The organism is Aestuariispira ectoiniformans (assembly GCF_025136295.1).
In the GTDB taxonomy this organism is placed as follows: domain Bacteria; phylum Pseudomonadota; class Alphaproteobacteria; order UBA8366; family Aestuariispiraceae; genus Aestuariispira_A; species Aestuariispira_A ectoiniformans.
In genome coordinates this window covers 2,937,674-2,956,682 of record NZ_CP062788.1, presented here as the reverse complement: position 1 = coordinate 2,956,682, position 19,009 = coordinate 2,937,674, and the positions used below count along the sequence as shown (strand labels likewise).

Annotated in this window: 20 protein-coding genes and 2 tRNA genes; 10 read left to right on the top strand and 12 right to left on the bottom strand. The window is 54.1% G+C overall.

Features of this window, described 5'->3' with window-relative positions:
• Positions 1–13 precede the first annotated feature (13 nt).
• Both IF205_RS13880 and IF205_RS13875 read right to left on the bottom strand, forming a co-directional pair.
• Complete coding sequence (locus tag IF205_RS13880; RefSeq protein WP_259779955.1) at positions 14–481, bottom strand: (2Fe-2S)-binding protein; 468 nt, start codon at positions 479–481, stop codon at positions 14–16.
• A 236-nt stretch (positions 482–717) separates the two neighbouring features.
• On the bottom strand, positions 718–1,368 hold the full coding sequence (locus tag IF205_RS13875; protein WP_259779954.1) for an SRPBCC family protein: 651 nt from the start codon (positions 1,366–1,368) through the stop codon (positions 718–720).
• A gap of 221 nt (positions 1,369–1,589) precedes the next feature.
• On the opposite strand from IF205_RS13875, the gene IF205_RS13870 reads away from it, so the two are divergent.
• From IF205_RS13870 to IF205_RS13835, 8 genes are all read left to right on the top strand, one after another.
• A complete protein-coding gene (locus IF205_RS13870; RefSeq protein WP_259779953.1) occupies positions 1,590–2,126 on the top strand; it encodes a Panacea domain-containing protein in 537 nt (178 codons plus the stop codon).
• Positions 2,127–2,276: 150 nt separating this feature from the next.
• Positions 2,277–3,704, top strand: coding sequence for a sodium:proton antiporter (locus IF205_RS13865; RefSeq protein ID WP_259779952.1), 1,428 nt, complete (start codon positions 2,277–2,279; stop codon positions 3,702–3,704).
• Between the two features lie 103 nt (positions 3,705–3,807).
• On the top strand, positions 3,808–5,634 hold the full coding sequence (locus IF205_RS13860) for an ABCB family ABC transporter ATP-binding protein/permease (RefSeq protein WP_259779951.1): 1,827 nt from the start codon (positions 3,808–3,810) through the stop codon (positions 5,632–5,634).
• A 107-nt stretch (positions 5,635–5,741) separates the two neighbouring features.
• Complete coding sequence (locus IF205_RS13855) at positions 5,742–6,209, top strand: DUF192 domain-containing protein (RefSeq protein ID WP_259779950.1); 468 nt, start codon at positions 5,742–5,744, stop codon at positions 6,207–6,209.
• Positions 6,210–6,218: 9 nt separating this feature from the next.
• On the top strand, positions 6,219–6,893 hold the full coding sequence (locus tag IF205_RS13850; protein WP_259779949.1) for a hypothetical protein: 675 nt from the start codon (positions 6,219–6,221) through the stop codon (positions 6,891–6,893).
• A gap of 103 nt (positions 6,894–6,996) precedes the next feature.
• A tRNA-Pro gene (locus IF205_RS13845) sits at positions 6,997–7,073 on the top strand.
• A gap of 41 nt (positions 7,074–7,114) precedes the next feature.
• Positions 7,115–7,420: an ETC complex I subunit gene (locus IF205_RS13840; protein ID WP_259779948.1), complete on the top strand. Its 306-nt coding sequence runs from the start codon at positions 7,115–7,117 to the stop codon at positions 7,418–7,420.
• A gap of 52 nt (positions 7,421–7,472) precedes the next feature.
• Positions 7,473–7,549: transfer RNA gene (locus tag IF205_RS13835), tRNA-Arg, on the top strand.
• A gap of 8 nt (positions 7,550–7,557) precedes the next feature.
• Here IF205_RS13835 and IF205_RS13830 read toward each other — a convergent pair.
• The 6 genes from IF205_RS13830 to metC are packed head-to-tail and all read right to left on the bottom strand — an operon-like array spanning position 7,558 to position 13,749.
• Entirely contained in the window at positions 7,558–8,739 is a 1,182-nt protein-coding gene (locus IF205_RS13830) for a DUF3095 domain-containing protein (RefSeq protein WP_259779947.1), read from the bottom strand.
• Positions 8,732–9,955, bottom strand: a complete 1,224-nt coding sequence (locus IF205_RS13825) for an adenylate/guanylate cyclase domain-containing protein (RefSeq protein WP_259779946.1) — start codon at positions 9,953–9,955, stop codon at positions 8,732–8,734. The genes IF205_RS13830 and IF205_RS13825 overlap by 8 nt, the downstream gene beginning before the upstream one ends.
• Before the next feature lie 41 nt (positions 9,956–9,996).
• Positions 9,997–11,094 carry a molybdenum ABC transporter ATP-binding protein gene (gene modC / locus IF205_RS13820; protein ID WP_259779945.1) on the bottom strand — a complete coding sequence of 366 codons (1,098 nt, stop codon included), beginning with the start codon at positions 11,092–11,094 and terminating at the stop codon, positions 9,997–9,999.
• On the bottom strand, positions 11,091–11,792 hold the full coding sequence (gene modB, locus IF205_RS13815; RefSeq protein ID WP_259779944.1) for a molybdate ABC transporter permease subunit: 702 nt from the start codon (positions 11,790–11,792) through the stop codon (positions 11,091–11,093). The genes modC and modB overlap by 4 nt, the downstream gene beginning before the upstream one ends.
• Positions 11,785–12,573: a molybdate ABC transporter substrate-binding protein gene (gene modA, locus IF205_RS13810; protein ID WP_259779943.1), complete on the bottom strand. Its 789-nt coding sequence runs from the start codon at positions 12,571–12,573 to the stop codon at positions 11,785–11,787. Before modA ends, modB begins: the two co-directional genes overlap by 8 nt.
• Before the next feature lie 18 nt (positions 12,574–12,591).
• Entirely contained in the window at positions 12,592–13,749 is a 1,158-nt protein-coding gene (gene metC / locus IF205_RS13805; protein ID WP_259779942.1) for a cystathionine beta-lyase, read from the bottom strand.
• Positions 13,750–13,855: 106 nt separating this feature from the next.
• Here metC and IF205_RS13800 point away from each other — a divergent pair, with 106 nt between their 5' ends.
• Positions 13,856–14,962 carry an NAD(P)/FAD-dependent oxidoreductase gene (locus tag IF205_RS13800; RefSeq protein ID WP_259779941.1) on the top strand — a complete coding sequence of 369 codons (1,107 nt, stop codon included), beginning with the start codon at positions 13,856–13,858 and terminating at the stop codon, positions 14,960–14,962.
• Here the strand turns inward: IF205_RS13800 and IF205_RS13795 are convergent.
• From IF205_RS13795 to sseA, 3 genes are read right to left on the bottom strand one after another with little or no spacing between them, the layout of a single operon-like run.
• A complete protein-coding gene (locus tag IF205_RS13795; RefSeq protein WP_259779940.1) occupies positions 14,959–16,056 on the bottom strand; it encodes an alanine dehydrogenase in 1,098 nt (365 codons plus the stop codon). The genes IF205_RS13800 and IF205_RS13795 overlap by 4 nt on opposite strands.
• A 3-nt stretch (positions 16,057–16,059) precedes the next feature.
• Positions 16,060–16,539, bottom strand: coding sequence for a GNAT family acetyltransferase (locus tag IF205_RS13790; protein WP_259779939.1), 480 nt, complete (start codon positions 16,537–16,539; stop codon positions 16,060–16,062).
• A 4-nt stretch (positions 16,540–16,543) separates the two neighbouring features.
• Positions 16,544–17,395: a 3-mercaptopyruvate sulfurtransferase gene (sseA, locus tag IF205_RS13785; RefSeq protein WP_259779938.1), complete on the bottom strand. Its 852-nt coding sequence runs from the start codon at positions 17,393–17,395 to the stop codon at positions 16,544–16,546.
• 266 nt (positions 17,396–17,661) lie between these two features.
• Between sseA and IF205_RS13780 the strand changes: the two genes are divergently transcribed.
• Positions 17,662–18,171 carry a PAS domain-containing protein gene (locus tag IF205_RS13780; RefSeq protein WP_259783287.1) on the top strand — a complete coding sequence of 170 codons (510 nt, stop codon included), beginning with the start codon at positions 17,662–17,664 and terminating at the stop codon, positions 18,169–18,171.
• A 1-nt stretch (position 18,172) separates the two neighbouring features.
• Here IF205_RS13780 and IF205_RS13775 read toward each other — a convergent pair whose 3' ends face one another.
• Positions 18,173–18,889: an alanyl-tRNA editing protein gene (locus tag IF205_RS13775; protein ID WP_259779937.1), complete on the bottom strand. Its 717-nt coding sequence runs from the start codon at positions 18,887–18,889 to the stop codon at positions 18,173–18,175.
• Between the last annotated feature and the right edge of the window lie 120 nt (positions 18,890–19,009).

The following is a 19,009-nucleotide window of genomic DNA, read 5'->3' as shown; positions in this document are numbered from 1 at the left end:
TTTTTCGGTTCGTTCAGCCGCGCATGGCGTCCGCACCGGCCTTAACCGCCTTCACAATATTGTGGTAGCCGGTACAGCGGCAGATATTGCCTTCCAGGCCCTCACGGATTTCCGCTTCCGAAATATTCGGGTTCTTGGTCACGAGGTCCACGGCGCTCATCACCATGCCCGGCGTGCAGAAACCGCATTGCAAGCCATGGTTCTCACGGAAAGCCTCCTGCATAGGGTGAAGCATGTCCCCGTCAGCCAGGCCTTCAATGGTCGTGACTTCCGCGCCATCGGCCTGAACGGCCAGCATGGTACAGCTTTTGACTGAATTTCCATTCAGATGAACGACACAGGCGCCGCATTGGCTGGTGTCGCATCCGATATGCGTGCCGGTCAGATGTTGGTTTTCACGGATAAAATCGGACAGCAACATACGCGGTTCGACGTCGGCCGATACCTGTTTGCCGTTGACCGTCATCGAGATGGTCGTCATTCGGCATCCTCCCTGATCATAAGATATTACCCCGGTTCTGCTGGTCCCGCAGAAGCGTGATTCTTTATGGTTAAGAGTGTGGGACTGCTTTGATTTCAGGTCAAGTGTTAACCGCTACAGTTGTAGCGTGCCGCATTTAGTAAGTCTTTTGCTCATCAGACAAAAATATAAACGGCCCCGTTGTTTGAAACTGCGGGGCCGTCCAATCATTGCGTCTTGAATTTAGATCGGTTGAGTTAATGTCCACTGCCGGAGAAAGCGAAAATCAGCGCGATCACAATGGCGATCAGCCCAACTGTCCAGACAAAGGGATGCAGCCCCAGAATGGGCACATAGGGCGATTCCTCTTTTTCTTCTTTCTTTTCAGATTTTACCGCAGCGGCTGCGGCCGGTGCTGCCTGTTGTGCAGGCGCTGCCGCCTCCACGGGCGTCTCGGCTTCTTCAGCAGGGGTGCCGAGGGCATTCGAGAACTCCTGGAAGAAGTCTCCGGCCATTTTCTTGGCGCTGGAGTCAATCAGCCGGGAGCCAATCTGGGCAAGTTTGCCGCCAACCTTGGCGTCGACCGCATATTTTAGCAATGTGCCTTCCGGCGCATCTTCAAGGGTGACATCCGCGCTGCCCTTTGCAAAGCCAGCAGCCCCGCCTTTGCCTTCACCGCTGATGGTATAGCTGGTGGGGGCGTTGATGTTGGAAAGGGTCACGGCCCCTTTGAACTTTGCCTTTACCGGGCCGACCTTGGCCTGAACGGTTGCTTCAAAACCATTGTCGCCTGTTTGTTCAAGCGTCTGGCATCCGGGAATACACTGTTTCAGGACTTCCGGATCATTCAATGCATCCCAAACCCGTTGCCGATCCGCGGGGATCAGTTGTTCACCCGTCATTTCCATTAAGGTCAACTCCCGTAAATTCTTATTTGTTCTTATGCGTTCGAAAAATGTCGAAGCGACGCACCTGCTAGACAGTAATGGCTTGTTGCAGTTGTCGCAAGGTCGCGCGCACAACCGGATTTGGACCTTGAAGACAATGGCGACTCAGCGCTTTTATCGGTAATATAAGAAAAAGAAACAGGTGACAGAAAAGATACGGTCGTTTCCAGAAGGAGTGTGAAATGCCGTCACCGGCGGTACAGTCAGCAGTTGATGTAGCGAACTGGTTTGCGGACCAGGCGCGCCGGGAGGATTTGTATCTGCAGCCACAGAAGCTGCAGCGTCTGCTCTACATTGCGCAGGGGTCCTATGCGGCCATGTATTATGGGCGAAAGCTTATGCCTGCAACGTTCATTGCCGATGAAACAGGTCCGGTAGAACCCAATATCTTTCGTATCTTCGAGTTGGGGCGGCCAAAGGTTCCATCGGTTCCGTTGCCGCCGGAAATCGAGCATTTCCTGTCGCGGATATGGCGCAAGTATTGCCATCACGCAACGGACTATATCAACAAGCAGATCCAGTATCACGATATCTACAAACGTGCGATCAAGCGCGGTCTGAACGAAGAAATCCCGTTTGAGGAAATTGTCCGTTTCTTTTCGGGTATGGATTCGGAACGGCGGAAGGCGCAGAAGAAAATTGTCACCAAGGATGGCCGCAAGCTTCAAAAATGGGTTCCGGGCGCCAAGGCGACGGCCAAACCGACCAACCGTGTCTGATCCCATATATTTGCCGTGATAAGGGCGGACTCCTACCGGGCGGTCGAATCGGGTAAACAGGAAAACAAATACCGTGTCTGTTGACAGGTCGCACTTAGTTGACCTTTATCTGCGGACGAACAGGAACTTATGGTAGACGAGGGCAGGGGAATGCTCCGAAGCGCATTGCGTTTGACGGCGGGACTAGCCGCCTTTTTTTTGACGACCATGTCAGCACAGGCCGCCGGTGCTGGTGCACCCCATCTTGATGGGGCGGAACTCGGGATCTATTGGGCGATACCCTTCGCAGGGATATTGCTTTCAATTGCAGTCTTCCCGCTGGTCGCCGACCGGTTCTGGCATCATCATTTCGGCAAGGTTTCTGCCTTTTGGGCTTTGGCTTTTATTGTGCCGTTCACCGTTTTTTATGGCTGGCAGCTTGCGCTGTTTGAAGCGCTGCATGTGTTCTTTCTGGAATATTTGCCTTTCATTATTTTGCTGTTTTCGCTCTTCACCGTTGCGGGCGGTGTCAGGCTGCGCGGGAAATTGCAGGGAACACCGGCAGTAAACACGCTGATGCTGTTAATCGGCACTGTGATTGCAAGCTGGATGGGCACAACGGGTGCCGCAATGTTGCTCATTCGTCCGGTCATTCGGGCCAATGAATGGCGTACGCACCGGGTTCATGTGATTGTCTTTTTCATCTTTCTTGTCGCCAATATCGGCGGTTCCCTTACACCGTTGGGCGATCCGCCCCTGTTCCTGGGGTTCCTGAAGGGGGTGGATTTCTTCTGGCCGACGATACATATGCTGAAGCCGATGGCGTTTGTTTCGGTCATCCTTCTGGTGGTCTTCTATATTCTGGATAGCTATTACTACCGCAAAGAGGGCGATCTCCCGGAGCAGTCGCATGAAAATGAGCCGGACGGCCTGAAAATCGAAGGCGGGGTTAATATCCTCTTCCTGGCCGGTATCGTCGCCGCCGTTCTTCTCAGCGGAATCTGGAAACCGGGGATCGCCTTCGACCTGTTCCATGTTCATATTGAAATTCAGAATGTCGCCCGTGATGTCCTGCTGCTTGTAATCGCAGGGTTGTCCTGGAAATTCACCAGCCTGCAAAGCCGTATGGCGAACGGATTTTCCTGGTTCCCGATCATCGAAGTGGGGAAACTGTTCTCGGCTATCTTCATCACGATCATTCCGGCGATCGCTATTTTGAAATCCGGTACTGCAGGGGCGCTGGAGCCGGTGATCTCCGCCGTCAGTGCGGATGGCGAGCCCGTGAACTACATGTATTTCTGGGCAACCGGTTTCCTGTCCAGCTTCCTGGATAACGCGCCGACCTATCTGGTGTTCTTCAATACGGCCGGTGGCGATGCAGGCCATTTGATGGGGCCGCTGGCCAATACCCTTCTGGCCGTTTCGGCAGGGGCTGTATTCATGGGCGCCAACACCTATATCGGTAATGCACCGAACTTCATGGTTCGGTCGATCGCGGAAGAACGCGGCATCAGCATGCCCAGTTTCTTCGGCTATATGCTGTGGTCAGGTGCGATCCTGGTTCCCTGTTTCGTTGCAGTGACCTTCCTGTTCTTCTGATAAGAACATCGGAAATGATCCGGACCTGATTGGCGGCGTTCTGATAGCAGAGCGCCGCCATTTCAGTTTATGCTTGTTTTGCTTTGGGGAGTGGTAGGGGACCATGCAGGGTTTTTCACAGGATAAGAACGATAAAGGTGAGAGCCGCCGGTATCATCACTGGTACACATTGAAATCGCTCTTACCCTATCTTTGGCCGGTCGGAGAGTTTGGCCTGCGCGTCCGTGTGGTAATCGCACTGGCGTGTCTTGTGCTTGCCAAGGTTACCAATGTTATCGTTCCTCTGTTCTTCAAAGATGCCGTCGACATTTTAAGCCCGCAGCACTCAGTTGCGCTGACCCTGCCGATCGGCTTGCTTTTGGCCTATGGGCTGGCGCGCCTGATGACCGTGGTCTTCCAGGAACTTCGGGAGGCCTTTTTTGCCCGTGTTAAAATGCGGGCGACGCGTGTTGTCGCGCTGGAGGTTTTTCAGCATTTGCACGCCTTGTCTCTGCGTTTCCATCTGGAACGGCAAACCGGTGGCCTCAGCCGCGTGATTGAACGTGGCGTGAAGGGGATTGAGTTTCTTTTGAACTTCACGCTGTTCAATATTCTACCGACATTGCTCGAAATCGTGTTGGTCTGCGGCTTGCTCTGGAAGCTTTTCGACTGGCGCTTTGCACTGGTCACCTTTGTGACCATCGTCTCCTATATCGCCTTCACGCTTTATGTGACCGAATGGCGCCTGAAATATCGGCGCGAGATGAATGATAAGGATACCGAAGCCAACACCAAGGCCATCGATAGTCTCCTGAACTTTGAAACGGTTAAATATTTCGGCAACGAAGGGCACGAGGCACAGCGGTTCGACAAGGCCATGCGCGGGTATGAGGATGCGGCCGTGCGGTCGCTGACCAGTCTGTCGTTGGTCAATATCGGCCAGGGTGGCATTATCGCTGTGGGGCTTGTCCTGCTTATGGCGATGGCCGGGCAGGGGGTCGTGAACGGTACGATGAGCGTTGGCGATTTCGTCCTGGTCAATACCTACCTCATTCAGTTGTATCTGCCGCTGAACTTCCTGGGCTTTGTGTATCGGCAGATCAGACAGTCCCTGACCGATATGGAAGATATGTTCGTCCTGATGCGGGTGCCGCAGGAAGTTGCGGACAAGCCGGATGCCAGGAAACTGGATGTTACTGCTGGCACACTCCGCTTTGATGACGTCAAATTCGGCTATGATGCTAGGCGGCCAATTCTCAAGGGGGTAAGTTTCGAGGTTCCGTCGGGCCATACGCTGGCAATTGTCGGGTCGAGCGGCGCCGGGAAATCGACGATCAGTCGCTTGCTGTTCCGCTTCTATGACATAGATGATGGCAGTGTTTCCATTGATGGTCAGGATATCCGCGATATAACGCAGGAATCCCTGAGGGCGGCTATCGGAATCGTTCCACAGGATACCGTTCTGTTCAACGATACTGTCTACTACAACATTGCCTACGGACGGCCCGACGCGAGCCGGGAGGATGTGGAAGAGGCTGCACGCATGGCGCAGATCCATAACTTCATTGCAAGTCTACCGGATGGTTACAATACCGTCGTAGGGGAACGTGGACTGAAATTGTCCGGCGGGGAAAAACAGCGCGTCGCGATTGCCAGAACCATCCTCAAACAACCGCGAATCCTGTTGTTCGACGAAGCGACAAGTGCACTTGATACGGCAACGGAGCGGGAAATTCAGTACAGCCTGAAAGAGGTCAGCCGCGGGCGAACGACATTGATTATTGCACACCGCCTGTCGACTGTAGTCGACGCCGACCAGATTCTGGTGATGGATAACGGGCAGGTTGTCGAACGGGGAACCCATGCGGCCCTTCTTGATCAACAGGGCGTTTACGCTGAAATGTGGGCTCGCCAGCAGGAACGCGACGATGCGGTGCTAGCAGATGACTAGGAAACGCCATCCAGGGGATCACGAACCCCCTTTATTCTCTTGAAGCCTGTCAGTGCCTGAGAGATAATTTCCGTATGGATTTCAGATAAATAGATACAGGCGAGGTTATGGGTGTGCGTGCTGTCAAAGCAGTATGGTTGTTTGCACTGTTGCTTTTTGTTCCGATGACTGTTGGACAGGCAAATGAATTTGCTCAAGGGGAGCTTGCGATCGAATCGAGCGGGCAGCAACACCACTTCCAGATCGAAATCGCACTGACGGATGCACAAAGGGCGCAGGGCCTGATGTTCAGGGAAACACTGGCTGAAGATGCGGGTATGCTGTTCGACTATGGGCATCCGGCGCGCGTTGCCATGTGGATGAAAAATACATTGATCCCCCTGGATATGCTGTTCATCCGGGCCGATGGGACGATTGAGAAAATACAACGAAGGACGGTTCCTCAGTCGCTGGAACCGATAGCGTCTGTGGGCGATGTCCGTGCGGTACTGGAGATCGGTGGCGGGGTTTCTGAAAAACTTGGCATCGAGGTCGGGGATCGGGTACTTCATTCAATATTCGGAACTGAATTCTGAGGACCGGCGATGGCTGCTAATTATCTAAAACAAAATTCACGAGCGGGCGCTGGGGTTAAGGCCGCCTGTCTGTTGACCTTTGCTGTCACGCTTGGGGCTTGCAGCGCGAGTACTCCGACAGTTTCGGGGAATACGATCGACCGCTGGAACCGGTTGGACAAGATTTTGCCGGAAGCACCACTGGTGAATGTAAGCTACCGCTATGACCTCGTAGCCGATGGAAACATACAGTCCGATCTCCTTGGAGGGGGCAAAAGCTGGACCTATGTCGGGAATGAAGTGGGGACGCCCGAAAGCCAGGTCATTGTTACATTGGTGGACGGGCCTGAAAAACGCGACATTGGCCCGGGCAGCGTGGTAACGGTTGGCCGTCAGCAGTTCAATACCGTGAGTTATTGCCTGTCCGGCAAACAAACGGATGAATGGGCCGTTGCATCTTCATACCGGCGAGTTCTCAATGCGGCCGGTTTTGATACGAGCGGCGATCACTATCTGCAGATTTTTGCGAGTGAACTGCCGGATGAACTGGGGCGTTTTGTCGATATCGCCTATGTCGAATCATTGCAGGGAAATGAGCAGGCTTGCGATGGTAATGGTGGCTTCAAGACAACGGGTGGCGGCGCCAATTCGCTGTCGGGGGCATTGCGTGATCGTGCTGAACAATCCTTTGACGTTGTCGGTTAAGGGGCTGTGATTACGACGTGGTGTTTGGCAAGGGATTTTTGCCTCATTTATTCCTTGCCAAACGTCCGTAAAATCAGTACCTAAGCCGCGGAAATACTTGTATCGGGGTATGGCGCAGTCTGGTAGCGCACCTGCTTTGGGAGCAGGGGGTCCGAGGTTCGAATCCTCGTGCCCCGACCACTTTCCTAACTGGGGCAACAATTAAGCGGAGCTCGGGATCAATGGAAGTCCGTATCTTCAAACCGGCCAAGACGGCTATGCAGTCTGGATGGGGTAAGGCGAAAGATTGGATTCTTGAGTTCGAACCGAGCGATGCGCCGACACCGGATCCGCTGATCGGGTGGGTTGGTTCCTCCGATACCAATAAACAGGTTCGCCTCTACTTCGCCACCAAAGACGAAGCAATCGCCTACGCGAAGAAACGCGGTTTCTCCTACACCATTCAGGAGGAGAAAACCCGTACTGTGAAGCCAAAGTCTTATGCCGCCAATTTTGCCTCTGACCGGATGTATCCCTGGACCCATTGATCCCTTTTTTTGATTGATTGGGACTTGAGGTGATTTCCGGCGAAAAGGTTGTGGCCCCGTAGCTCAACTGGATAGAGCAGCGGTCTTCTAAACCGCAGGTTGCAGGTTCGAGCCCTGCCGGGGTCGCCATTACTTTCCTATTTCGTATCTTTTATTTTCTTGGCGGCCAGCGCAAAACCTCCGTCGGCGCCGTCAATGAAATGGATGTGCCTGTGGTCGCTTAATGAAAAGACCAGGCAGGTCATCAGGGCTCTGGAGGATATGTGAAGGCCATAGGAGATTCGGCCTTCTGACCTATAACTCTCCAACAGGTCCTCAATTCTCGCAGCCTCGTCACGTGAGCAGTCCAGGATTAGGCGTAAGGTATCGTCATAACGCCGGAAATCGGTGTTGGCCCGTAGCTCGTTACGATAGACGGGCGCATTGAAATCACCCAGTTTCAAATTGAAGATATCCAGAAACTTCTGGATGAGTGAGTTTACATATACTCCCAAATAACGCCTGAGAGACGACCTGGAACCTCTCGTCATTATGGCTTCCAGCCAAAGATTTCTGAGCGGCCAGCGCAGGCGCATGTTGGTTTCAGATGTGGGACGCCGCTGCTCCAGGTCTTCGGATAGGAATGCCGCGAGATCTTCCAGGACCTGTCCGACAATTTGGGTGCGATGAGCCGTTGAAGCGCCCAAAGGGTTTATGAGAATGGACAGCATTGTTCCGCGGACCGCTTCAAGGGGCTCCCAACGGCAGGAGAGCCCACTCAGGTCCGGCGGGATTTGTCCCTCATCGCCATGCAAGATTGTAATGTCGGGGCTATTTTCTTTGAGCAATCGATCCATCGCGGCGATTCCGCCACCGGTGAACATGGCTAGGTGATTGTTGGGCGACAGTGCCAGTTTGGAGACTAGGATGTCGTGCCCCAGGCTGCGTATGTTGTGAATGGATGTATGGCCGACGCGCAGTTTGAGCCGCAATTGGCGATCGGCAAGGTTCTGCAATTGCGCAAGCGCTGTTTCCACTGCTTGGACTGCGGAAGGCGGGACGAGCAATGTGGCGCCATCTCCACCAAAAACATATGGAATATCAAACTGGGACGTGACGTTGAGGACGGCTGTAATACTTGCCGCGCCAATCATATTCACGTCCTTGTAGCGGCCTTGCTCTATGGCGCGGGTGGAATTCACCACATCGGCTATGACTATATGCCAGCTATCCGGGGTACTGTGATAATTGGAAAGAAGGGTGACGCCGCTGAAACCCTCGAAGGCCGGAATATTCTGATAAAAGAAGTTATTATTCTTGTCCTCTGGGCTGTCAGACAAGAGAGAATACCTCCTGCGGGGCGGCAACACCTTTCAGGTGGTGATACCCGTGTGAGGTAACGGACCGCCCGGTATATTGCGCAAACTCCCGTGAGAAAAGCATGGGGCAGGCCAGCTCCTTCGTCAGGCTTTCCAGGCGTGCGGTTCGGTTGACGGCCGGGCCCATGACTGTGAAATCCAGCCGGGACGGCGCCCCGACATTTCCGTAAATCACTGTGCCTTTGTGTAGCCCGACACCAAACCGAATTTCAGGTTTTCCCTCTCCAAACCGCCTTTCGTTGAGTTTTGCGAGGTTGGCGAAGGCTTCTTCTGCTGCGCTAAGGGCTGCTTCACATGCCATTTCAAGCGACCCTGCCGCCTCTTCGGTGAAAACGATCAGCATCGCATCTCCGATAAAGCGTAGTACCTCGCCGCCATGGGCATCCACGGCATTAAAGACAAACTCGAAATAGCTGTTCAACAAAGCCAGAAGCTCATCGGCGGGCAGGTTTTCCGACAGCTCGGTAAAGTCACGCAGGTCGCTGAACCAAAGGGCGGCCTTGATGGTTTCTCCATCGCCCCGTTTTATCTGACCGTTGAGGATGCGTTGGCCGGTGCGCTGCCCAACGTAAGTGTTCAGCAGTTCTACCGCGGAACGGTAGGCAGACAGGACATCCAATTTGGGCTGCAGGAAGTCAGCCAGTCTTATGAGCTTGGCGATATCACAATCAGTGAAGCCGCCCGGGCGATCTGTGGACACGAATGCAGACTGGAATTCACCGTTTACTGCCGTGAGCGGGATACCAAGATAATCCGTGGCTCCCATGGCTGCGACTTCGGCCAGGACGGGATGCTCTTTGCTAAGGTCCAGTTTTTCCAGATGGTACCGGGCAGGTTTGCCTGAGTTATCGACGGCTTGCGCAGGACTGCCGATGAAGGACGAGGTTTCGCGAATCCCATGAGGAACTTCAAACATTTCGATGCCGGGGCGGTTTTTTTCCCAGATATAGGAAATTGCGGCCAATTGAGGATGGATCGTCCAGAAGGAATAGCGAAAGCGATTAACAGGCGCGCCAACGTCGATCAGTCGCTTCGAAAACTGTTCGAGGAAAAGCTGCGCGTCCGGGATTTTCGCATCCGCGCTATACAGCCAGTCAATGATAGGGGCCAATGGCCAGCCTTCGGTGTCATGCACGAGGATCCGTGCTTGTTCCTCGGCGGATAGTGATATGCTCATGACTAGACAATCCACTCCTAAAGAATGCCTGTGCCATCAGTCTAATCAGCAGATCGCCTTGTGCCTAGGCTTTGGCGGTCGATTGCCACTGATTTCACCAGGGCATGAATATTAAGGCCGGGCATTAACCCGAGATCATTGACGGACTTCTGGGTGATCCGCGCCCAAAGGGGTTGTCCAATGTCAATCATGATATCGGCGTGGGGACCCTTGCCTTTGCGAATTTCCGTGATCGTTCCCTGCAGCCGGTTCAGGGTGCTGATCTGTGTTGGTGGCTGTAGCGACAGGATGACGTCGCGCGCCTGGATGCGGATACGCAGTGCGGTGCCGACCGGGCGGTGCAGAAGGGGCACGGTCAGGACACTGCCGCCCTGAATTTCCAGTTGGCTGAGATGTAAATCACCGTCATGACTGATAATCTTGGCGGTAAGGACGGACCCTGCCTCCTGCTGTCCGGTGATCGGCTGTAGGTCGAGATTTGTGGAGAGAGCCTCGACCGATCCGACGGCGGCGACCTTTCCTGCATCCATGATGACCATGAGGTCGGCAAGCCGGATGATCTCTTCCATAGCGTGACTGACATAGATCGTTGGAATGCCCAGTTCATCGCGCAGACGTTCGATGAAGGGCATGATTTCCGCCTTACGGTCGCTGTCCAATGCGGCGAGGGGCTCGTCCATAAGCAGCAGGCGAGGATTGGACAGTAGTGCCCGTCCGATCGCAACGCGTTGTTTCTCTCCGCCAGACAGGCGCGCCGGCTTGCGATTGAGAAGGGGGTCTATATCGAGCAGACGGACCACGTCCTTGAGGCCGGTTACGCTTTGTACGTCCGACCGGGCGCCATAAAGAAGGTTTTTCTTGACGGTCATATGAGGAAACAGGCGGCCATCCTGGAACACATAGCCGATCTTGCGTTTTTCAGGAGGCAGATTGACCCTGTTTTGTGAGTCAAACAGCACAAGGTCGTTGATCTGGATGAGACCCTCATCCGGCTTTACAAGCCCCGCAATCATATTGACCAATGTGGTCTTGCCGCAGCCCGACTTGCCGAATACGGCGGTTACCTTTGCATGATCGGACTCAAAACTTGCGTTCAGGGAAAGGCCGGGCAGGGTCTTCTTGACGTTGATCCGTATCATCCTGCCCCCTTGCCTTCACTTTGAAGGTGTTTTGCCAGGAGCTCCGCCGCCACCATTGCAACCAGGGCAACGGCAACGGATATCACGGCAAGCCTTGTTGCACCGGCTTCTTCACCCGGCGTCTGGGTCAGGGTATAAAGCGCCAGCGGCAGGGTTTGTGTCTGGCGCGGAATATTGGAAACAAAGGTGATTGTTGCTCCAAATTCCCCCAAGGCCCGCGCAAATCCTAGAATCAGCGCGGTCAGGATACCCGGCATCATCAGTGGAACCGTGATTGTCAAAAAAGTCCTGCGGGATGAGGCCCCCAGGGTGCGGGCGGCTCCTTCCAGACCGCGGTCGACAGCCTCCAGGGACAGTCGCATCGATCTCACCATCAAAGGGAAGGCGACAATGGCGGCCGCGATGGCTGCACCTTTCCAGGTAAAGGCCAGGGTTATGTCGAACCAGTCATACAGAAATGCGCCAATCATGCCTTTCCTGCCCAGCAGGATCAGCAAGACATAACCGATCACCACGGGCGGCAGGATGAGCGGTAGATGAATAATGCCGATCAGGAGAGACTTACCTGGAAAATGACAACGTGCAAACAGCCAGGCAAAGGCCAGGGCAATCGGCAGGGCAACCGCAATGCTGACGGTCGCCACACGCAAGCTGAGCAGCAGGGCGTCCATCTCCATTGGGGTTAGGAGGTTATCCATTCGGAGCATTGATCCCTAACGGTTGGAAACCATATTTCCTGAAATAGGATTGTCCGTCCGGAGAAAGCAAAAAATCAAAGAAATTAGATGCTTGTTTTACTTTCCTCTCACCCGAAGACAACACGCCAACAAAATAGCGGATGGGATCGTGGGCGGATTCGGGGATTTGCTCTGCAACGCGAACACCATCTGTGATGGCCGCGTCGGTCTGGTATACGATCCCGGCGCTTGCTTCACCGCGTTGCACCAGGGCAAGGGCGGCACGGACGTCCTTTGTCTGGGCCAGGTGGTCTTTCAGATTATCCCATAGTCCAAGGGACTTGAGCGCGTCCTGCGCATACATTCCCGCAGGGACGTGGGTGACGTTGCCGACGGCAATACGACTGTCTCCCAATTTTTCGCCCAGAGATGCATTCAGATGTAGCTGTGGTGCACCGTCATTCGGCTGGATCAGAACCAGCCTGTTACTGGCAAAAGGTGAAAGTTTGGCAAATGACCCGGGGGCCTCTTTCTGCAACCATTCCACCCATTTCTGATTGGCGGAGATATAGAGGTCGGCGGGGGCCCCGGCGGCAATCTGGCGTGCCAGAGTTCCACTGCTGCCATAAGAGACCAGAACGGTTTCCCCGCTTTTTTGTGTAAATGCGCCGACTGCTTCTTCGACAGCATTGCGCGTACTTGCCGCGGCAAATATCAAGATTGTGTCTTCTTTTGCCGAGGCACCGTGTGGCAGGGCAAAAGAGAGACCAAGAACAGTCAGAAAAACGTGCAGCCAGCGCATTTTAACCCCCTCTTAAGTCTATGCTTTTGCCAGCCGGTCAAAACCGGCTTCTAGATCAGCTATCAGATCGTCGAAATCTTCCAGGCCCACATGGATACGCATAGACTGGCCTTCAACGTCCCATTTGGTGACCGTGCGGACACTGGCCGGGTTTGTCGGGATCAGCAGGCTTTCAAAACCGCCCCAGCTATAGCCCATGCCGAAGAACTTCATATTGTCCATCATGGCGGCCAATTGCCGTTCTTCGACAGACTTCATAACAAAGCCAAACAAGCCACAGGCACCGGTGAAGTCCCGCTTCCAGAGCGCATGGCCCGGATCGTCGGGCAGGGCCGGGTGCATGACACGAAGGACCTCGGGACGCTGTTGCAACCATTCAGCCAGTTTGATGCCATTGGTGTGATGTTGGCGCAGGCGCGTTCCCATGCTGCGAAGGCCACGTTGGGCGAGATAGACATCGTCGGGACCGGCGCACATGCCCGACAGGAAGGCCATGTCCTGAACCCGCTGGAAGGTTTCTTTGTTACAGGTGATCACGCCCATCATCGTGTCGGAATGCCCGACGATATATTTTGTGGCGGCCTGTACCGAAATGTCCACGCCCAGAGCCAGCGGTTTGAAGAAATATCCGGCGGCCCAGGTATTATCGATGATCGTGATAATGTCGTGCTTTTTGGCAACGTCGACGATTGCAGGCACATCCTGCATTTCAAAAGTCCAGGAGCCGGGGGCTTCCATGAAGATGACGCTGGTTTCCGGTTTGACCTGTGCTTCGATTCCGCTGCCGATCGTCGGATCATAATATTCGGCAGAAACCCCAAACCGGGCCAGAGTCTGATCCATGAACATGCGGGTAGGGGCATAAACGCTGTCGGGTATCAGGACATGGTCCCCGGCCTTCGTGCAGGCCTGAATGGCCGCTGTTACCGCCGCGAGGCCTGACGGGGCGAGAATTGTGCCGTGTCCGCCTTCCAGTTCACAGACGGCGTCCTGCAGGGAGAAGACGGTCGGTGTCCCTTTGCGGCCATAGGTCGACTTGATGGATTTATCCCGGCCATAGAAGGTGTCCAATGTCGGGAAAAGAATTGTCGAGGCATGATAGACGGGCGGGTTTACCACACCATGGTTCTGTTTCGGGTGGCGACCGGCATGCGTCAGAATACTATCGTCCTTCATGAGTGTCCCTGTTGGTTGGCAGGTGTTCGAAAGCCACCTGGATTGATATTGCTCTGCCTCCGTGATAGCAGCGGGTGATTGGCGGAGCAAGTAAGGTGACACGAGTATGGAAACGGCCTCTATCGACACGGTTGTGATTGGCGCGGGCGTTGTGGGCCTGGCGGTCGCACGCGCCCTGGCGCGTGAGGGGCGTGAAGTCATCATTCTTGAGGCCGCAGACGCCATCGGGACGGAAACCAGTGCGCGCAACAGCGAGGTTGTCCATGCGGGGATTTATTATCCGCAAGACAGCCTGAAAGCACGATTCTGCGTTGCCGGGAAAAAAGCCCTTTATACTTATTGCGACAGCCACGGTGTGCCCTACAGACGCTGCGGCAAATTGATCGTGGCAACCAATGACAGTCAGCTTTCCGCTCTCGAAGCATTGAAAGGCAAGGCTGCGGCCAATGGGGTCGATGATCTGCAATGGCTTTCCGCACATGAGGCAACGATGCTCGAGCCACAGTTATCCTGTGTCGCTGCGTTGTTGTCGCCTTCTACCGGTATCGTCGATTCGCATGCATTTATGCTGTCCTTGTTAGGGGAAGCGGAAAGCCATGGCGCAATGGTGGCTCTTCAAAGCCCGGTGGAAAGGGCTGAAGTCCGAAAAGACGGAATTCGTGTTTTGGTCGGGGGCGAATCTCCAATGGCGCTGCAGGCGACGCAGGTCATTAATTGTGCAGGATTACATGCGCCCGCACTCGCCCGGTCTTTTCATGGCCTGCCAAAGAATACGGTTCCGGATGAATTCTACTGCAAAGGTAGTTATTTCACATTGGCGGGGGCTGCACCCTTTACCCATCTTGTCTATCCAATGCCCGATCAGGCCGGGTTGGGGGTGCATATAACCCTTGATCTGGGCGGGCAGGCCAAATTCGGACCGGATACGCAATGGATTGACGAAATTGACTATGAGATGGATGAGGCGCGCGGCCAGGATTTCTACGATGCCATTCGCACCTACTGGCCTGGCCTTGAGGATGGCGCAATGCAACCCGGCTATACGGGCATTCGCCCGAAAATCGTAGGCCCCGGTGAGGCGGCTGCAGACTTCATGATCCAAGGTCCGGATACGCATGGCGTGAACGGGCTGGTCAATCTCTTCGGCATTGAGTCACCGGGGCTGACATCCTCTTTGGCAATTGCAGATCACGTCGTTGAATTATTGACCTAGCGGGCCAGAAACGCGCCTGTATCAACCCGTTCCCGGTTTTGAATGCGGGCTGTCTCTGCGTGGACGAGGGTTCTCTCCGCGCAAACCAATCCACGCGCCAGCCATGGCGAGGATTTGCAGGCTTCCTTCCAACCGTTGGCGACGATATTTTCAATATGGGGCAACAAAGACCGCCCATAACCGGCGCTGGCCGCAACCGGAACCGCACCAGGGATATTGTCGACACAGAAATGGAGAATGCCTTCTTCTCGATAAGTAGGGTTTTCCCATTTCGTCGGGCGGCAGGTTTCAATGGCGCCGCCCTCATCACAGGAAATATCGGCGATGACGCAGGTCTGTTTCAACTGTGAAAGCTGAGGTCGGCTTATCAGATGGTCTTCGCGATGTTTGGGCCAGAGCACGCAGTTAACGACAAGATCGAATTCATCCATTCGTTTTGCAAAATCGTCAATATCCGCGGTTGAGAAATTGCGGCTGTCCCAATCCTGTTCCGTGCGATAGCGAATACCATTGCTGATATCAAAGCCTACAACCTCACAGCCCAGAGATAGCAGGGTGCGCAAGGCACCACGACCGACGTTCCCAAGACCGATGACGGCTGCTTTTATCGGAGAAGAGCCATAGTGAGGAAGGAAATGACGCCCGGTGCCACCATGGGGCGCCATGCAGAGCCGTATTCCTTCGAAAGCACCCACTTCTCCAGCAAGGGCACAGTTGGGTGAGCCGAATTCGTGGGTGTCTTCGGCTGCGATGGCGGTTAATCCCTTGTCCAGTAATACATTGACCTGTTCGGGGGTGGCCGCCGGGTGGATATTGGTGAAAAGAACGTGCTTTTCCTGCAGAAGTGCATATTCACTTTGCTGGAATTCCTTAACCTTCACGATAAGGTCGCTGTTGGCGAATACTGAGGCGGCGTCGCCACAGATATTGGCGCCAGCCTTGTGATAGTCGGCGTCCCCGGCACCTGACAAAAGCCCGGCATTGGTTTCCACATTCACTTGAATGCCGTTTGCAGTCAGCGTAGAAACCTGCTCCGGCAAAAGGGCGACACGGCCTTCCTGGGATTTGATTTCCTTCGGGATGCCAACAATCATTGCTTATTCCTGTTCTAGTGCGGGCGTTTTTGTTACCTGGCTTGTCTCTTTTTGAGGAGCCGGTGGTTCTTTGAGCCATTTGGCCATGACGATGCGTGGTTCGACGGTATAACCGGCACTGTGATAGAAGTCCCGAACGGTGAAATTGTCATCCCGGATCATCAGCTCAACCTTTGGGGCTCCCCGGTCGCGCAACCAGTTTTCAGCCGCAATCGTGATCTCCCGACCAAACCCTTTGCCGCGGCAACCGGGATCGACAGCAACATAGTAAAGCCAGCCACGATGGCCGTCGAAGCCGCACATGACACTGGCGACGATATCCGAATTCTGAATGCCTACCAGAATTTCACTTGAGGGCTCTTCTCTTGCAATATCAATATCTTTATGCGGATTGTTCCATGGGCGTGTTAAACCGCATTTGTGCCAGAGGGAGACAATGTCTTCGATGTCCTGATCCCGGATCGCGCGAATTTCCAGCGTCATGAGGTCAGACCTCTACCGGTGTATCGCTACGGCCGCCCCATTCGGTCCAGGAGCCGTCATAGACGGCAACATCGTCATTGCCGATAAGGTGCAGGCCAAAGGCGAGGGCGCAGGCTGTCACGCCGGTTCCGCAGCTACAGGTGACAGCCATCTGATTGTCGATACCGGCACCGTCGAACAATTGCTCAATTGTCTCGGCCGGTAGCAAAGTTTTACTTGCCGGATCAAGCAACTGATCGAATGGAAGGCATGCGGAACCCGGGATATGTCCGGATCGTATGCCTGGGCGGGGTTCTGCAGCCTCACCACGGAAGCGGGCAAGGGAACGCGCATCCAGAATCTTTCGCTGCCCGTGGGTTAAATTATCCTGAATATCGTCAATAGACTGCACCATCTTGGGCCTGAATACAGCGTTGAAGGGGTGCTGGGATGATGCCGTTGGTGCGTCCGTCAGGGGACGGGTTTCCATCTCCCATTTCGGTAGGCCGCCATTGAGAATGGAGACATTGTCATGACCAAAAACCCGGAACATCCACCAGACGCGCGCCGCAGAGAACAGGCCATAGCTGTCATAGACAACGACATGGCTGTCATTACCGATGCCGAGGGCTGAAACATAATCAGCAAAACCGTCCGGCGATGGCAGCATATGCGGAAGTGCACTGGCCCGATCCGATGCATCGTCGATATCAAAAAAGCGGGCGTTGGGGATATGGTGTTGTTGAAATTCAGCCTTTGCATCCCGATCAACTGTCGGAAGGTGCCAACTGGCGTCCAGAATGATGACCTTCGGGTCGTCCAGATGATCTGCCAGCCATGATGTTTCGACCAGTGCATTCGGGTTTGTATATGTCATCGGTAAGCCCCCAGTGCCTTTTTAAGTTTGCTGTTTAGCCCTCTTTCCGAGAGTTTGCATTCAAAATCTATTCTCCGTGCGAAAAGAAAATACGGATGTTGTCGGTATTTTGAAATTATTGCTTCGTTGGGCTAGAGCTGTGAAACAAAAAAAGAAAAACTTTTCGAATGTGAACCCATTAACCTTATTTTAGGCTGAGGCTGCCAATATCTCTGATGAAATAGAGGACCAATGTATTTTCTTGAGTGAGGCCGTGTTTGCATCAGATGCCAAAGAATTTGCCGAGCAGACTGCATCCGACTTTAACGCGATTCAGAGATATCTGGGCTGGCCTGAAGGGAAATCGCGAGTTGCCTGGTCCGGAGGACTTTTCATTAGATAAATTTGCAGACTTTTTGCCCAATATCTGTTGGATAGACGTCGAAAATAGCGGCGCTGATACCCGGCGGTATCGTTATCAGTTCGTTGGCCAGGCGCTCAGTGAGGTAATCGGCGCAGATGTGAGCGGGCGTTATCTGGACGAGATTTTCGGCGAAGATGCTTATGACTGGCTGCAAAGAGAATATGAGGACGCGATTGCGAACAAGTCCCCCAGCTACCATTCATTCCTGCGTAATACAGTCGACAATGCACTGATCTTCTACGAGCGGTTGCTACTGCCCTTTGGGCGTGAGGGCGAAGAGGCCTGTGGCTTCCTGGCCCTGCATCTTACAACAATAAAAGGGGCAGCATCCTTTACGGATATCGACTGCCCCTTGCCGGTACGACTTACCTAGGTCATTCGTCGAAGACGATATTGACGCGGCGATTGCGTTTACCTTTGTTTTCGATCTTCGCAATTTTAATCGGCCCGATTTCACCGGTCTGGCGGACGTGCGTGCCGCCACAGGGCTGTAAGTCGATATCATCGCCGATCTTCATCAAACGAATACGGCCGGAGCTTCTGGGCGGTTGAACGGACATGGTCCTGACAAGGTCCGGGTTGGCATCCAGCTCCTCGTCGGAAATCCACTGGCTGGTGACTGCATGATCTTCCTGGATGCGTGCATTGATTGCCGCCTCAATAGCCTCTTTGTCGAGTGTTGTGTCCCCGATATCGAAGTCCAGACGGCTTTTCTCCGCGCCAACCTGACCACCCGTGACGCCGCAAGGCACGGCAGAACACATCAGATGCATTGCCGTATGCATGCGCATATACCTATGGCGTTTGGCCCAGTTAATCTCGGCGTTCACCTTCGTGCCCGCGGCGGGCAGGGGCTGGCCTTCTTCCGGCACATGAACGACTTCGTCCGGCGTGTCACCTTTGACTGTCGTTGCAATCTCGATTGTTGTTCCGTCGGCGCAGGTGAGGGTGCCGCTGTCCCCTGGCTGACCACCGCCGGTCGGGTAGAAAACGGTTCTATCGAGTACGATGCCGCCCCGGTCATTCACAGAGACAATTGTTGCATCGCATTCTTTGAGATAGGCGTCGTCTCTAAACAGCGCTTCGGTCATGATGATCCCCGTTATGATTTATTTGCCATAAAACTTGGGGTTCAGCACCAACGGGTCAACGTAAAAAATGTCCCGACACATTGGCCAAAAAGGAAAAGGCGCGGAAGAGACCACGCCTTT

Coding starts and splice junctions, on each gene's coding strand:
- IF205_RS13880 (WP_259779955.1), bottom strand. CDS start 481: ATGACGACCATCTCGATGACGGTCAACGGCAAACAGGTATCGGCCGAC.
- IF205_RS13875 (WP_259779954.1), bottom strand. CDS start 1,368: ATGGAAATGACGGGTGAACAACTGATCCCCGCGGATCGGCAACGGGTT.
- IF205_RS13870 (WP_259779953.1), top strand. CDS start 1,590: ATGCCGTCACCGGCGGTACAGTCAGCAGTTGATGTAGCGAACTGGTTT.
- IF205_RS13865 (WP_259779952.1), top strand. CDS start 2,277: ATGCTCCGAAGCGCATTGCGTTTGACGGCGGGACTAGCCGCCTTTTTT.
- IF205_RS13860 (WP_259779951.1), top strand. CDS start 3,808: ATGCAGGGTTTTTCACAGGATAAGAACGATAAAGGTGAGAGCCGCCGG.
- IF205_RS13855 (WP_259779950.1), top strand. CDS start 5,742: ATGGGTGTGCGTGCTGTCAAAGCAGTATGGTTGTTTGCACTGTTGCTT.
- IF205_RS13850 (WP_259779949.1), top strand. CDS start 6,219: ATGGCTGCTAATTATCTAAAACAAAATTCACGAGCGGGCGCTGGGGTT.
- IF205_RS13840 (WP_259779948.1), top strand. CDS start 7,115: ATGGAAGTCCGTATCTTCAAACCGGCCAAGACGGCTATGCAGTCTGGA.
- IF205_RS13825 (WP_259779946.1), bottom strand. CDS start 9,955: ATGAGCATATCACTATCCGCCGAGGAACAAGCACGGATCCTCGTGCAT.
- modC (WP_259779945.1), bottom strand. CDS start 11,094: ATGATACGGATCAACGTCAAGAAGACCCTGCCCGGCCTTTCCCTGAAC.
- modB (WP_259779944.1), bottom strand. CDS start 11,792: ATGGATAACCTCCTAACCCCAATGGAGATGGACGCCCTGCTGCTCAGC.
- modA (WP_259779943.1), bottom strand. CDS start 12,573: ATGCGCTGGCTGCACGTTTTTCTGACTGTTCTTGGTCTCTCTTTTGCC.
- metC (WP_259779942.1), bottom strand. CDS start 13,749: ATGAAGGACGATAGTATTCTGACGCATGCCGGTCGCCACCCGAAACAG.
- IF205_RS13800 (WP_259779941.1), top strand. CDS start 13,856: ATGGAAACGGCCTCTATCGACACGGTTGTGATTGGCGCGGGCGTTGTG.
- IF205_RS13795 (WP_259779940.1), bottom strand. CDS start 16,056: ATGATTGTTGGCATCCCGAAGGAAATCAAATCCCAGGAAGGCCGTGTC.
- IF205_RS13790 (WP_259779939.1), bottom strand. CDS start 16,539: ATGACGCTGGAAATTCGCGCGATCCGGGATCAGGACATCGAAGACATT.
- sseA (WP_259779938.1), bottom strand. CDS start 17,395: ATGACATATACAAACCCGAATGCACTGGTCGAAACATCATGGCTGGCA.
- IF205_RS13780 (WP_259783287.1), top strand. CDS start 17,662: ATGCCAAAGAATTTGCCGAGCAGACTGCATCCGACTTTAACGCGATTC.
- IF205_RS13775 (WP_259779937.1), bottom strand. CDS start 18,889: ATGACCGAAGCGCTGTTTAGAGACGACGCCTATCTCAAAGAATGCGAT.